Source organism: Pseudomonas psychrophila, assembly GCF_001043005.1.
In the GTDB taxonomy this organism is placed as follows: domain Bacteria; phylum Pseudomonadota; class Gammaproteobacteria; order Pseudomonadales; family Pseudomonadaceae; genus Aquipseudomonas; species Aquipseudomonas psychrophila.
Window position 1 is genome coordinate 161,718 of record NZ_JYKZ01000002.1, and the last position, 14,909, is coordinate 176,626.

12 protein-coding genes are annotated in these 14,909 nt (G+C 57.2%); 3 read left to right on the plus strand and 9 right to left on the minus strand.

Going from position 1 to position 14,909, the window contains the following annotated elements:
- The first annotated feature begins 35 nt into the window (after positions 1-35).
- Both TU76_RS06890 and TU76_RS06895 read left to right on the plus strand, forming a co-directional pair.
- Positions 36-2,453 carry a TonB-dependent siderophore receptor gene (locus TU76_RS06890; RefSeq protein ID WP_048351336.1) on the plus strand — a complete coding sequence of 806 codons (2,418 nt, stop codon included), beginning with the start codon at positions 36-38 and terminating at the stop codon, positions 2,451-2,453.
- 286 nt (positions 2,454-2,739) lie between these two features.
- Positions 2,740-3,630, plus strand: a complete 891-nt coding sequence (locus tag TU76_RS06895; protein ID WP_019824912.1) for an EamA family transporter — start codon at positions 2,740-2,742, stop codon at positions 3,628-3,630.
- A 5-nt stretch (positions 3,631-3,635) separates the two neighbouring features.
- Here TU76_RS06895 and TU76_RS06900 read toward each other — a convergent pair whose 3' ends face one another.
- Positions 3,636-4,508, minus strand: coding sequence for an AraC family transcriptional regulator (locus TU76_RS06900; RefSeq protein ID WP_048351337.1), 873 nt, complete (start codon positions 4,506-4,508; stop codon positions 3,636-3,638).
- A gap of 134 nt (positions 4,509-4,642) precedes the next feature.
- On the opposite strand from TU76_RS06900, the gene TU76_RS06905 reads away from it, so the two are divergent.
- Positions 4,643-5,539 carry a DMT family transporter gene (locus TU76_RS06905; RefSeq protein ID WP_048351338.1) on the plus strand — a complete coding sequence of 299 codons (897 nt, stop codon included), beginning with the start codon at positions 4,643-4,645 and terminating at the stop codon, positions 5,537-5,539.
- A gap of 110 nt (positions 5,540-5,649) precedes the next feature.
- Here the strand turns inward: TU76_RS06905 and TU76_RS06910 are convergent, their stop codons facing one another.
- The 8 genes from TU76_RS06910 to TU76_RS06930 form a co-directional block, all read right to left on the minus strand.
- Positions 5,650-6,639 carry a 2-hydroxyacid dehydrogenase gene (locus TU76_RS06910; protein ID WP_048351339.1) on the minus strand — a complete coding sequence of 330 codons (990 nt, stop codon included), beginning with the start codon at positions 6,637-6,639 and terminating at the stop codon, positions 5,650-5,652.
- Positions 6,640-6,737: 98 nt separating this feature from the next.
- Entirely contained in the window at positions 6,738-7,670 is a 933-nt protein-coding gene (locus TU76_RS06915) for a LysR family transcriptional regulator (RefSeq protein WP_019824905.1), read from the minus strand.
- A gap of 473 nt (positions 7,671-8,143) precedes the next feature.
- Positions 8,144-10,729: a T6SS phospholipase effector Tle1-like catalytic domain-containing protein gene (locus TU76_RS06920; RefSeq protein WP_048351340.1), complete on the minus strand. Its 2,586-nt coding sequence runs from the start codon at positions 10,727-10,729 to the stop codon at positions 8,144-8,146.
- Positions 10,714-11,205 (minus strand): Tli1a family immunity protein, encoded by a 492-nt coding sequence (locus TU76_RS24615; RefSeq protein ID WP_082136515.1) that lies wholly within the window; start codon positions 11,203-11,205, stop codon positions 10,714-10,716. Before TU76_RS24615 ends, TU76_RS06920 begins: the two co-directional genes overlap by 16 nt.
- Positions 11,206-11,244: 39 nt before the next feature.
- A complete protein-coding gene (locus TU76_RS25195) occupies positions 11,245-11,400 on the minus strand; it encodes a hypothetical protein (protein ID WP_156877924.1) in 156 nt (51 codons plus the stop codon).
- A complete protein-coding gene (locus TU76_RS24620) occupies positions 11,385-11,879 on the minus strand; it encodes a Tli1a family immunity protein (protein ID WP_082136516.1) in 495 nt (164 codons plus the stop codon). The genes TU76_RS25195 and TU76_RS24620 overlap by 16 nt, the downstream gene beginning before the upstream one ends.
- A 35-nt stretch (positions 11,880-11,914) precedes the next feature.
- Entirely contained in the window at positions 11,915-12,712 is a 798-nt protein-coding gene (locus tag TU76_RS06925) for a toxin Tle1 chaperone Tla1 (protein WP_048654678.1), read from the minus strand.
- Between the two features lie 37 nt (positions 12,713-12,749).
- A complete protein-coding gene (locus TU76_RS06930) occupies positions 12,750-14,822 on the minus strand; it encodes a type VI secretion system Vgr family protein (protein ID WP_048351341.1) in 2,073 nt (690 codons plus the stop codon).
- Between the last annotated feature and the right edge of the window lie 87 nt (positions 14,823-14,909).

Genomic DNA, 14,909 nt, shown 5'->3' on the forward strand with positions numbered 1-14,909 from the left:
GTATTCCCCATCAGGTCGGCACACAGGTCATGAGCATGAAGTCCAGGGCAAATTCGGTGAAACAGTGGTTGGGGGCTTCTGCTTTAGTGATGGCCGGGTTGGCACTCAACCCGCTTTACGCAGCAATGGCCGCCGAGGGGGCTCAGCAACAGGCCGGCGCCCTGTTCGATTTCAATCAGCCGGCCAAACCGCTGCCCCAGGCCCTCAACGACTTCTCCCGTTTGACCGGTCTGAGCGTGGTCTATACCGACGAAGCCCCCTTCGGCCTGCAAGCCCCTGCCATCAAGGGCCGCATGAGTGCAGATCAGGCCTTGCAGCAGATGCTCGCTCAGTCGGGTTTCACTGTGCGACGCACCGACGCCAACACCTTCGCCCTCGAACCCCAGCCCACGGCAGGCGCCTTGAACCTGGGCGCCACCAGCATCACGTCGCAGGTTTCCAATGACACCAGCTATCAGCCTCCGGTGAATACCTCGGTCATGCGCGGTACGGGCTCGACCATGGAAGTCCCGCAAACCATCAACGTGGTGGCTGCCCAGGTGATTCGCGATCAGGCGCCGCGCAATCTGGATGACGCACTGAACAACGTCAGCGGCATCACCCAGGGCAACACGCTGGGCAGCACCCAGGACTCGGTGATGAAACGCGGTTTTGGTGACAACCGTGACGGTTCGATCATGCGCGATGGCATGCCGCTGGTGCAGGGACGTGCGATGAATGCCACCACGGAGCGGGTTGAAGTGCTCAAGGGCCCGGCCTCGCTGCTCTACGGGATTCAAGACCCGGGCGGTGTGGTCAACGTGGTCAGTAAAAAACCGCAGCTGGAGCAATACAACGCGCTCACCGTGCGTGGCTCAACCTATGGCTCGGGCAAAAACGGCAGCGGCGGCAGTCTGGACAGTACCGGCCCGTTGGGTGATTCAGGGCTGGCTTACCGGATGATCATTGACCATGAAGACGAAGATTACTGGCGCAACTTCGGTGTGCATCGCGAGACGCTGATTGCGCCGTCGCTGGCCTGGTATGGCGACAACACCCAAGTGCTGCTGGCTTACGAACATCGTGAATTCCTGACCCCTTTTGACCGGGGCACGGCGATTAATCCGGCCACCAACCATCCACTGGATATCCCGGCCACGCGCCGTCTGGATGAGCCGTTCAACAATATGGAAGGTCGCTCCGACCTGTATCGCCTTGAAGTCGATCACGACCTCAACGACGACTGGAAAGCCCATTTCGGCTACAGCTGGAATCGCGAAACCTACGACGCCAGCCAGGTGCGCGTCACCAAGGTCAACCCGGACGGCACCCTGACCCGAAAAATGGACGGCACCAAAGGCGCCATCACCACCGACCGTTTTTCCACCATCAGCCTGCAAGGCAAGGTCCAGGTGGCGGGCATGCAGCATGACCTGGTGTTTGGCGTGGATGACGAATACCGCAAAATCTACCGCGCCGAGCTGATCCGCCAGGACAGCCAGTCCACCTTCAATTACGAGAACCCGGTGTATGGCAATGAAGTTGCCGGCACCACCGTCAGCGCCAGTGACAGCAACCAGACCGACTTGCTACGCAGCGATTCGCTGTTTGCCCAGGACTCCATCCACCTCACCGATCAATGGATTCTGGTGGCGGGTGCGCGCTTTCAGAAGTACGACCAGCTGGCAGGCAAAGCCATTCCGTTCAAGACCAACACGGATACCAACGGCGTGAAATGGATCCCCCGTGCTGGCCTGGTGTACCGCTACACCGATGAACTGTCGTTCTATGGCAGCTACACCGAATCGTTCAAGCCCAACTCCACCATCGCGCCCCTGACAGGGGGTGTGGTACTGGATTCGGCGATTGCGCCAGAGGAATCAAAGTCCTGGGAGCTTGGTGCAAAACTCGATATGCCTGGGCGTATCACCGGCAGCGTGGCGCTGTTCGACATCAAAAAGCGCAACGTACTGGTATCGACGACCGAGGCCGGCAATACCGTCTACTCGGCCGCCGGTGAAGTTCGCTCACGTGGGCTTGAACTGGACGTCAGCGGCCAGTTGAGTGAGCAGTGGAGTGTGATCGGCAGCTATGCCTACACCGATGCCGAAGTGACCAAGGACACGAAATACGAGGGTATGCGTTTGCAGAACGTGGCCAAAAACTCCGGCTCGCTGTCGGCGGTGTATGACGTTGGGAATATCGTAGGCGGTGACAAGCTGCGCATTGGCGCCGGTGCCCGTTACGTGGGTGAGCGGGCGGGTGATGCTCTGAACGACTTCGACCTGCCGGGTTACACCGTAGCCGATGCATTCGCCACCTACGACACCCGGATCGAAGGGCAGAAGGTCAAGTTCCAGCTCAACGTCAAAAACCTATTCGACCGTACTTACTACACCTCGGCGGCCAGCCGGACCTTTGTCTCGATCGGGGATTCACGGCAGGTGACGTTCTCCAGCACGTTGGAGTTTTAAGGGCCGAAACCTGTGGCTTGCCAACGATTCAGGCGTTGAGGTGTGTGAGGCACATTGAAGCATGCCATCACCAGCAGGCTGGTTCCCACAGTAATCGAGCCCTGCTCAATTTTTGTGGGACGGGCTTGTTCAGCGTATGGCGCCGCTTTACTCCTACAAAAAAAGAAGAGGTTTCTATCAAGTAATTCAAAGTTGCTGGGCTTGAGTTAACGGGCACCGTCTTGATCAATAGCTTTGATCTTAAGGTGTCGCGTGACTCAACCCACCCAATGAAGGCAACTCACCAATGAAACCACTGCACGTAGTGTTGGCTGTACTGATCACGGCAATCTGGGGCGTCAATTTCTCAGTGATCAAGCTGGGGTTGGCAACCGTAGATCCGTTCATCCTGGCGGGTATCCGCTTCAGTCTCTGTGCGTTACCGGCGATCTTTTTCATTCGCAAGCCTGATGTGCCCTGGCGCTTTATCATCGGTTACGGACTGGTGTTCGGCATCGGTTTGTGGGGGGTGGTAAATCTTGGGATAAAAGCCGGGCTCTCAGCTGGAATCGCATCGCTGGTACTGCAGTTCAGCGCGTTTTTCACCATCTTGATGGGGGGGTGGGTGTTCAAGGAGTCGCTGACACGTTTTCAGGTATTGGGCATGCTGATAGCCCTGCTCGGACTCTTGTGCATCATCATGATCAGCGATGGCTCGATCAGCCTGCCAGGCGTGCTTCTGGTGCTGGTCGGCGCAGCCTCTTGGAGCGTCGCCAATATCATTAACAAAAAGGCATGCACTAAAGATGTCTTCGGCTTTCTGGTCTGGTCCAGCGCCTTCTCGCCGATCCCGTTGTTCGCCCTCGATTATGCGGTTAATGGCAGCGCCGGCTATACCGCATTTGTTAATCAGGTAGACACAACTGCCGTACTGTCGATTCTGTTTCAGGTCTACCCAAATACTCTGTTCGCTTATTGGATCTGGAACTCGCTGCTCAAGACCTACCCGGTTTCAACCGTAGCACCACTATCGCTGTTGGTGCCTATCTTCGGCATGCTCGGTTCAGTCCTCATCTTCAACGAGAGTGTGCCGTTTAGCAAAATACTGGCGGTGGTTTTAATTGTGCTCGGCCTGGCTGTAGGCCTTTATGGACAACGCATTTTCAATGCTCTGGCCAGGCGTCCTGAACGAGCTTGAACGGGTTACCTGAACGCCGCCCGATACTCCCCCGGCGTACTGCCCAGGCTTTGCTTGAAACGGTTGGCGAAGTGGCTGGCGCTGGCAAAGCCGCAGGCCAGTGCCACGTCGCCCAGTGCCAGGGCGCTGTGGCGCAGCAAGTCGCGGGCGCGGGCCAGGCGGCGAGCCAACAGATACTGGTGGGGCGGCACGCCGAAGCTTTCGCGAAACATGCGCGCAAAGTGATAAGGCGACAGCGCGCACTGGGCTGCCAGTTGGCCGATGCTCAAGGGCTCGGCCAGCTGGTGTTCGATGTAGTCGACCAGTTGGCGCCGTTGATAGGCCGCCAGCCCGCCTTTGAGTTGTAGCCCGTCACGCAAGCCCACTTGAGTCAGCACGGCATGGTCGAGCAGGGCGCTGGCCAGGCTGCTGGTCAGCAAGCGTTCGCCGGGTTCGTCCCAGTTCATGCCGATCAGTTGGTGGAAACGGCGGGTCTGCTGCTCGTCATCCTGAAAGGTGATTTCACGCAACTGCAGTTCCCGGGGGTCGCGATCGAGCAGGGTGATGCAGCTCAACGCAAACTGCTCCTGGCTGACATACACGTGGGCCAGACGAATCTCACCATTGATGATCCACGCCGATTGATGCCCGGCGGGCAGCACGCAGAGCTTGCCCGGCGCGCCTCTGGCCCCAGGCGTTTCACGACGAAAGGTGCCCGTGCCACCGGAGATGTAGCACGACAGCGTGTGGTGAGTCGGTGCTTCATAGTCCCGGGTGTCGTGGTGATTGCTCCACATGGCCGCGGACATGCCTTCCCCCAGCTCGGCACTGTGTTCCAGGCGAGCATTGGGCGAGCGGCCCATGGCTTGAAAGACTTGTAGGGTTTGCAGTGTGTGCATAGTCAGTTCTCCAACGCCTTGCATCCTACTCCGTAGCGCCCGGGCTGCCAGCCCCGGGCCAACAAAAGCGCAAGAATCTGCAAGTGCGCGCACAGGCTCGGGCACAGACTGAAAGCCATTGTCTGGAGTGCGCCATGAATCTTTTTTTGTATGTAATGACCGTACTGATCTGGGGGACCACGTGGATCGCCCTGAAGCTGCAACTGGGAGTGGTAGCGATTCCAGTGTCCATCGTGTATCGCTTTGGTCTGGCGGCGCTGGTGTTGTTTGTTGTGCTGCTGCTCAGCCGCAAATTGCAGGTGATGAACAGGCGCGGGCATCTGATTTGCCTGGCTCAGGGCCTGTGTTTGTTTTGCGTCAACTTCATGTGTTTTTTGACGGCCAGCCAGTGGGTGACCACGGGGCTGATCGCGGTGGTGTTTTCCACAGCCACGTTGTGGAACGCGCTGAATGCGCGGATTTTCTTCAAGCAAAAAATCGCCCGTAACGTCATTGCCGGTGGTGCCTTGGGGATGTTTGGGTTGGGCTTGCTGTTCTGGCCGGAATTAAGCGGGCATACCGCTACGCCACATATCCTGCTCGGATTGGGCCTGGCGCTGATCGGCACCCTGTGTTTTTCGGCGGGCAATATGCTGTCGAGCTTGCAGCAGAAGGCAGGCCTCAAGCCGCTGACCACCAACGCCTGGGGCATGCTCTATGGCGCCAGCATGCTGGCGATGTACTGCGTGTTCAATGGCATCCCGTTCGAGATGGAGTGGAACACGCGCTACATCGGCTCATTGCTGTATCTGGTGATACCGGGGTCGGTGATCGGTTTTACCGCGTACCTGACGCTGGTCGGGCGCATGGGCCCGGAGCGCGCCGCTTATTGCACAGTGCTGTTCCCGTTGGTGGCCCTCAATGTGTCGGCGTTTGTTGAAGGCTACCAGTGGACGGCTCCAGCTTTGGCCGGGCTGGTACTGGTGATGCTGGGCAACGTGCTGGTGTTTCGCAAGCCCAAACCGGTGGCACTGAACGCCAAGCTGGCGTGAGCCTCCCCCCCCGTGGGAGCGGGCTTGCTCGCGATCGGATCGCCGAGGTGTGACTGATACACCGCGTCGCTGTCATCGCGAGCAAGCCCGCTCCCACAACAGGCCTTGCGTCAGCCCTTGAACACCTGCGGGTTGACCAGGTCTTGCGGGCGCTCACCCAGCAGGGCGCTGCGCAGGTTTGCCAGCGCACGGTTGGCCATTGCTTCACGGGTTTCATGGGTGGCCGATCCGATGTGGGGCAAGGTAACGGCATTCTTGAGCTGGAACAGCGGTGAATCGCTCAGGGGCTCTTTCTCATAAACGTCCAGGCCCACGCCACGAATGGTGCCGTTTTGCAGGGCTTCGATCAGGGCCGGCTCGTCGACCACCGGACCACGGGAGATGTTCACCAGGATGGCACTTTTCTTCATCAGCCCCAGTTCGCGATGGCTGATCAGGTGTTTGGTCTTCTCGCTGAGCGGCACCACCAGGCAGACAAAATCTGCCTCGGCCAGCAGTTGGTCCAGGCTGCGAAACTGAGCACCCAGCTCTTGCTCAAGCTCGGTCTTACGGCTGTTGCCGCTGTACAGGATTGGCATGTTGAACCCCAATCGACCCCGGCGAGCAACGGCTGCCCCGATATTGCCCATGCCGACGATCCCCAGGGTTTTGCCGTACACATCGCTGCCGAACAAGGCGGGCGGCACGCTGGCTTGCCACTGGCCGGCCTTGGTCCACGCGTCCAGCTCCGCAACCCGGCGGGCGCTGCTCATGATCAGGGTAAAGCCCAGGTCAGCGGTGCTTTCGGTGAGTACGTCCGGGGTGTTGGTGAGCATGATGCCGCGCTCGTTGAAATAGTCGACATCGTAGTTGTCGTAACCCACCGACACGCTGGACACGACTTCCAGCTGTTTGGCGTTTTCCAGTTGCTTGCGACCCAGCTTGCGGCCGACGCCGATCAAGCCGTGGGCGTGGGGCAGGGCCTCATCGAACTGTGCGTTGATATCGCCCAGCTTGGGGTTGGGGGCAATGACGTTGAAGTCCTGCTGCAAGCGCTCGATCATCTCGGGCGTGACACGGCTGAAGGCGAGTACGGTTTTTTTTGTGCTGGAAAGGCTCATCGGAACAAGGCTCATCGGCTGTCGGGAATGTAAGCACGCTAACATTCTCGACAGCACGGCGCCAATACCTGCAGCGGCTACAGAAGACCAGCGCTGTTCTAGCTATAAGTGGCCAGCTCAGTCTGGTGCGCGGTCAAAATCTCCGGCAGCGAACCGCGCAAGTACTCGACCCAGGTTTTGATCTTGGCATCCAGGTATTGGCGCGACGGGTAGATGGCGTACAGGTTCAGCTCCTGGGAACGGTACTTGGGCAACAGGCGCACCAGTGTGCCGTTGCGCAGGCCCTCGATGGCGGCATAAACCGGCAATACCCCCACACCCATGCCGCTGGTGATCGCGGTTTTCATCGCATCGGCTGAGTTGACCAGAAACGGCGAGGAGTTGATCAGGACCATCTCCTGACCTTCCGGGCCTTCGAACACCCATTTATCCAGGGCAATCACCGGGCTGACCAGGCGCAGGCAGGAATGGTTGAGCAGGTCGCTGGGTTTGGTGGCTGTGCCGTTGGCCTTCACGTAACCGGGCGATGCGCAGACGATGCTGTAGGTGATGCCCAGACGCTGGGACACAAAGCCCGAATCGGGCAGCTCGCTGGCCAGCACGATGGAGACGTCGTAACCCTCGTTGAGCAAGTCAGGCACACGATTGGCCAAGGTCAGGTCGAAGGTCACATCCGGGTGAGTCTTGCGATAGCGGGCAATAGCGTCGATCACGAAGTGCTGACCGATACCGGTCATGGTGTGCACTTTCAATTGGCCCGCAGGGCGCGAGTGGGCGTCGCTCGCCTCGGCTTCAGCTTCTTCGACATAGGCCAGGATTTGCTCGCAGCGCAACAAGTAACGCTTGCCGGCTTCGGTCAGGGCGATGCGGCGGGTGGTGCGGTTAAGCAGACGTGTTTGCAGGTGGGCCTCAAGGTTGGAGACCGCGCGCGAAACGTTGGCAGTGGTTGTGTCCAGCATGACGGCAGCAGCCGTGAAACTTCCGGCTTCGGCCACGCAACTGAAGGCGCGCATGTTTTGCAAAGTGTCCATGAAGTGCTCTCAAGGGGTCGATATAGGGGACAGCAACCGATTACACATCAACAAATTGTGACATGAAGTTTCGGATATTACTGGCCGGTTTTCATTCGACTAAAGAAACTCTGAAGTAGGCATCGATTTTTGATGCCCTCGCAGCATGAGGTTAAAAAAGCTCGCACAATCATATGATAAGACTTTTCCCGCTTTTAACTCATCGAGTTTCCTTCGAGCAGTACCTGTCCAAGGCATTTTTCCGCATTACAGGCGCACCTCGCCCATTTTCGCCTCTGGGGTAATGAGGCTCTATCCGATTGATCAACCCCTTCCAGGGCACGACCTGATCCATCACGATCAGGAAACGCTCTTTACGGGTTTGCCTGCGTACTCGGCTTCGGCGAATTCAGTGCGTGGAGTAAAAGCTGCTTCACTTGAATGTCAGTGCGAACCATGACGTTTCCACCCTGCAATCGAACTCAGCGTCAGCTCTAGGTTGCGAGACCTTCCACCGTGCCCTTCGCCTGATCCAACCAGCTTTTTTGGGGGGGTGTCTGGGCCAACGTTCCATCAAGTAGGGTGGCCGACGAAGTGGGCACTGCTGCTTTAAGTGCTTGCGAGGCTTTGAGCATCGCAATCAAGTCATCAGTGGTGGCGGTTTTCTCAGTCAGTGCCGGCGGAACCGGCAACGCTTGGGCCGCTTTTGACAGAGCGCCCGTGTCGGCGGTAAAGGTGCGAATCGACTCCAACCCATCAAGCATCGGCAGTGCCAGACCTGTCACGCGGTCAAACGCACTGATGCTTGGGAAACCCACCTTGCCGCGAAATACCGGGGTGCCCAGCGACGGAAGAATGAGCCCCACCAAGAAGCGTGGGTCTCGGCGTTTAATGGTCAAACCAACACTGGTCACCGCCAACGCCACGCCAACCACTCGCTCAGCGGTGACCAAGAGCGATAGCTCGTTATTGGATTCATTGTCGAAAAAGATGCCGCGATAACGAAAGTAGTCGCTGAAAACTTCCCGCTCATTGAATGCCGCGTTCATAAACCATGCCCGAGAGTCATGCACATGCTCATCAAACAACCGGATAATCGGAAAGACTTTATCGTTTAACGACTTGCCGTCTGCGCCAAACAGTGCGGCGTAATTCATCTCTCCAGCCTTGCGCAGGTCGGCATAGTGCTGGGCTTCGTCCTGCGAATTGGTCATGTACACAAGCCCACCCACCAAGGTGTTGGCAAGGGTGCCAAGACTAAATATTTCTCCTGCGCTCAAGCTCCACTCGGGCACATAATCACGCCGAAAATCGGCCATGGCGTTGAGCAACTGTCGACAATCAAGGTTCGGCTCATACATCTTGCTGGTGTTGAAGGCGTTCGCGGACGTGGTGCCGGTACGACGTTCATACTCCAACTTGGTAGCTTGATTAGTTTTTTGAGTTGCCAACTGACTTTCAGACCAGACAGGCGCCGAGCTGCCGGCACGGTTGGCCGCATCTTCCTCAAGTTGCATATTGTGTAAAGCTTCAAAGGCGTCGACTTCCTCGGAGGTCATGTCTGCCTGCGGACCGTTTTTCATCACTTTGACATAAGCGTCAGTGTGGTTGGCCCGCCCCTTGGCATAACGACTGATTCGCCAACCGGTAATCAACCCTGCTTCACGGGCCATCACCTCTTCCAATGGGCCGTTATCCATGGCGTCGAGCCAGGTGTTGAAACGATTGATCAGGACGGTGCCTACGTCGTATTCATGTTCTGTTTGTACGTCCATGACTAACCATGGCCAACGCTCTTTCAACTCATTGCTAAACGCCTTTGAAGGGGCCTGCAACGGCGCCCCAATCTTGTAGGCCTCACTGTACATATGGTGCAGAGCGATTTGCGACAACACCAAGTGGCCACCCTCTGCGGCCCTGCCTTGGTCGCCGGGCGGGTAGCCGCCGCCGACGTCGGAGTGCATGCCGGGGTAGATGTATTCCGCTGTGCCTTGGCGATAGGTGGAAGGGCAGTGTGGATCGTCAGCGTCGGCTTTGCGCCGAATCGAGTCTACGGGGAAGCAACTGCGCTGTTCGTGAGCCGCAACCAGATGCACGCAGTGCTCAAGAAACGTCTCCGAATCCGACAACCGCATGCTGCCATCGGCCCAGCCCATGTGCCCGGCAGCAAACGGCGCCAAGTACGGAATGCCCACGGAGGCCACGGTGTCGAACAACCCCATAAACACAATTTTGATCGGTAGCCCGGCCAACAAGTAGCAGGTATCACCCTCCACATCGACCTTGGTCAAGACTTCAAGCCAGGTGGCAAATGCTCGCGCCTCGGCAGCCCCCCGTGAAAAACCATAAACAAACAGACGCACTGCCATGATTTTAGGGATCGACTTGGCCTTATGAGCGGCATCAATTTGGCTTTCAAGTTCCGCCAACGGTTGAGCCAAAACCTCTCGGCGGCGCGTATAGCTGCTTTTGAATATCGAAGCCCCGAGCGCGTCTTCGGTAAGGCTGGTGCCCATTTTTTGCACGAGGGCGTAGGCATCCACTGGATCAAGGTAAGTCTCGCCAGATGCCCTTTTCAGCGCATCGATCAAACGGGTCAACCCCCAGTTGATCCGGTTCTCGCCGCCCGTCGACATCGTCAGCCCTTGACTATCGGGTTTGAACTCGCCTATTTCTTTGAATTCGGTGCCCACCCCCTGCATGTAGTAACGGTAAAAACCCTCTCTCTCTTCTGATTCGGAACCAGAACCTCCCAGGCTCGCATGAAACAGGCGAGCCACATTGGTCGTGGTTGAAGGCAATGCCAGGCTGTCTGAAGGCTCATGGTTGTTCGTGCCGTCAAAGCACAGCGTGACTGTCACGATCTTCATGCATGGCGCGCCTGCGTAAACCCTTCCAGCTGCACGGTCTGCGTCCATCGCCTGTTGTTCATACGGGTGGAAGGCCACCTGTTGCGTCCGATAATTACGCAATACATCCCCTGGCATTTGCGGCAGCATCCCGTCCATTTTGAAATCAGGTGTCGGGCTGAGGAATGCCGCAGCAGGCTTTTGGACTGGTGGGGTCATGGCTTCGGACATGTGGCTGGTTCCTCCATTTTTTGAGGGAAACGATAGGGATATTTGGGTGTGCGGGGCAGCATAAGAACTGCCGTAACAGCTACTTGGTTACAGGGCAAAAAATGCACATTGACGACACCTAGCCGCTCATATGGCGCGACAGCCACAACCGCGCGATGACGGGTGTATTTGGCTGCATGCAACTTGTAAGCAGCCCGATAACCATCTGTCCCAAGCGGAGGCCAATTTGCTGAGGCATGCGGATTGGGGTCTTTCTCCCATTCAACCACCACGGTCAAGCCGGGGTGCCACTTCACTGGAAGCGGTGCGCAGCACATTTGGCCGCCCCCGTATCCATAAGGGGACAGATTCGGCCCGCCATTACCATTTACCGAGAACCGATTAATCGCCGCCGAGGTATGGCTATAGCCCTCGATAGGCGTGCCTAATCTCTCAGGCTGGGACTGCGCACAGCCCTGCAGCGAGAGGCCGCTCATTAACATCACAAGGAGTAAACGGATCATAAGACGGCCTCGTTACGAGTCAGGGTTAGTGGAAGGTGAAGGCAATGCCAGGCTGTCTGAAACATCCCCTGGCGTTTGCGGCAGCAGCCCGCCCATTTTGAAATCAGGTGTCGGGCTGAGGAATGCCGCAGCAGGCTTTTGGACTGGTAGGGTCATGGCTTCGGACATGTGGCTGGTTCCTCCATTTTTTGAGGGAAGTTAAATGGGTAGCCCGGTTGACCAGGAAGTACGGCTACAGCTGAAACCGCAACTTGATTGCACGGTAGAAAATGAACGTCTATTGCGCCCAACTCTTCATATGGCGCGACAGCCACAACCGCGCGATGACGGGTGTAGTGAGTTTCGTGCTCTCTGGCCGCCTTGCGCCAAGCATCAGAAAATGGAGGATCTGGCCAATTAGCGGAATCATGCGGATTGGGGTCTTTCTCCCATTCAACCACCACGGTCAAGCCTGGGTGCCACTTCACTGGAAGCGGTGCGCAGCACATTTGGCCGCCCCCGTATCCATAAGGGGACAGATTCGGCCCGCCATTACCATTTACCGAGAACCGATTAATCGCCGCCGAGGTATGGCTATAGCCCTCGATAGGCGTGCCTAATCTCTCAGGCTGGGACTGCGCACAGCCCTGCAGCGAGAGGCCGCTCATTAGCATCACAAGGAGTAAACGGATCATAAAACGGCCTAGCTACGAGTCAGGGTTAGTGGCCGGTGTTCGCTCAGCGCGCTGGCGATAAAATCTTCGTGATGCCGTTTTTCCAGTTTCTGCCGGCTGATATCCAGGTGGACTGTGATCAGGCAGCGAATCATGGCTTCGCGTGAGGTGAACCCATGTTCGTTTGGCGTTTTTTCGTAGACCTTGAACCACCGAATTGCAGCGCTTACGGCTTGCAAGTGCAAAACGTGCTCATCGCTCATACTCATGCCACTCAGCGTATTCTGGTTGTTTGGACGGCTGTCGAACCCGGAAAGAGTTGCGGCTTTGCTGTCATGGTCGATCCAGTGCCACTGAATGACCGGGGCGTGGAAAAGCTCTTGCTGGTGGGGGGAAAGCTGGTCGCAAAAATACCTGAACAGGCGCGTGTCGTAATAACGCAGCACACCACAGCAGGCTCCATTGCTCCAGGTAGCCTGGGTAGCACCGCGCAAGTGCGCCGCCAATTCCGCGAAGGGCCAGCGACTGATCAGTATCAGCGCACAAAAGTTGTGATGGACCGCGTTAAGCAGCTTCGCAATCCCCGCACACTGCTCTTGGCTGGCCAACACAATACGCAACAGTACGGGGCCCTGATGCGCCAATTCTTGCTCAGGCGTTTGCTCAAATAGCCAGGCGCACGAAGATGCAGGTGTCAATTCAAGCAGCGTCGGTAGCAGTGGGATTGGCAGCGCCGCGCAATCGATCAGTACATCCAGGTGATCAAGTTGTGCGCTACGGGCCTCTTTCATCAGGCGGTGCAGCCAATCCTTCGCGGTCGGTAACATGAGCCTTCCTTGTTCTATGGTGTTCGCTAAATAAGTGTTAACGCGGCACTAACGCTTCGGCCTTGACCTGTGCGGCTAACAAACAATCCTTGCACACCGGTTTTGGCTGCAGTGGCGGCTCGGTTTCCAGAGAGGTTTGATTCGACTGATTTTGTTTCTGTTCCAGTAAGGACGGCACGGCCAACAGGCCGAGTAAGTTAGGCAGCAACGGCGCCGCCGCTGTCCCACTGATAGGTGCGCCACCGATTTGAATCTCGGTGCTGCTGAAGATGCCGCCGGGGCCGATGACAATGTGCTGGCCGCCGGCCTTCAAGGTAATGCTCGCACCCGCGTCGAGGATTAGATTGGCCCCGGCCTTGAGATGGACTTCCTGGCCAGCCTCGGCGACTAAGGTCTGTCCGACGCGGGTGTGACTGCTGCTGGCTACCTGCAAGTAATCGTTGGCCTTGAGTTCTACCTTGCGATCCGCCGTCACGGTGCGCTGATCCTCGGCTTCGAACACCACGATGTTGTTGCCTTTGATGGTTTCATGCCGCTCGTTACCGACCTCAAGACGACTGTCGTTTTCAACTTTCTGTTCCATGTCGCGCTGAGCGCGCAGATAGATCAGCTCTTGACCCGTACGGTCTTCGAGGTGCAGCTCGTTGAATCCGGTACTGCCCGGTGAGCTGCGGCTGCGCAATACGCTGCGGGTCTTGTGTGCAGGCAACTCGTAAGGCACCGGGTTGAGGCTATTGGCCAGGCAGCCACTGACCAATGGCTGATCAGGGTCGCCTTCGAGGAAGGTGACTAACACTTCCATCCCTACCCGTGGAATCGTGACGCCGCCGTGGCTGCTGCCGGCCCAACTGGAGGCCACACGCAGCCAGTAGCTGGACTTGTCATCGGCTTTGCCTTCGCGATCCCAGTGGAACTTGACCTTGATTCGGCCATAGGCATCGCAGTAAATCTCCTCCCCGGCAGGACCTGTCACCAAGGCCGTTTGGCTGCCCAGTACTCGAGGCTTGGGGTACGCTTGTTGCGGGCGATAAAACACGTCCCACGGGGTGACTACGAAGCGGTTGCGATAGCCCTGCTCAAAGCGCTCATCAGACAACCTGTCACTTGCTATGTTCTCCTCCAAAACCTGAGGCTGGTAGCCCTGGTGATGGACTTCAGTGAGCAGCCAGAGCGCGTTCCACTCTTTGCGCGGGTGCTCGATGAGCAACATGAAGTGCCCGCTGACCAGTGTTGGCTGATCGCTTTTGCCCTCGGCCTGCCGGTAGTCGGCGCGGTGGCGTTCAAGGGCGCGTTGTGTCAAGGGCTTGCCGCGCTGGCGTTGTACGAACCGTCCAGGGTAGTCATAGTCCTCAAGGTCAGGCTGAAGGCTCCGTGCTTCAGGACTGTGGGTGGCTTCAACCAGAACCCCGGCCTTCTCGAAGTCGTAATCTCGACGTGTAGTGCGGCTGGTGCGGGCCTCAAAACGCAGATTAAAGTGCTTGATGGCAGGTTCATCCGCCACCATTCCGCTGCCCTGTACATACGCTGTGGCTTTGTCCAGTTTGGTGAAAACCGTCTGGTCATCGCCGAATACCAGCAAATGAGCGTGTTCGGAATGCTGGAAGTGGTAATGAATGCCTTCTTCATGGCTCAAGCGCTGAATGAAGTGTAAGTCTGACTCGTCGTACTGAACACAGTACTCACGCGGCGGGTAGATTGAGTTCAGTTGGAACTGGTAGGCATTGCCATGGATCCCGTGTTCCTCGAGAACTTTTGCAATGATCTGCGGAACTGTGCGCTGCTGAAAAATACGCTGATTGGTGCGATGCCTAAGGTACGAGAGCTGAGGTACCAGCGTTAGGCTATAACGAGTCAGACGTTTGCCTGAATCGCCTTGAGCAATACGGTAAATCTGCCCGTGAATGCCGTTGCCACTCTTGTTAAAAGCCAGAAAGGCCTGCTGGTGAAGTAGACTTTCCAGGTCAAGATCAGGGCGTTCGCTAATCAACTCTACATTGATCGCAAAGGGTGTGCTGATCGCCTCCCGCCCCTGAAACTCAAGTACGCGAAAACCGTGCTCCCGCCCCTCGATGGCCAGGCTGAACTGTGTGTCATTGGCTGGGCTGAACATCCGTTGTTCCTCAAGGTGGACACCTTAGATGTAAGAAACGGCACCAACCGATAAAGAGATTGATGCCGTGAAACAGCTAGATCAGTT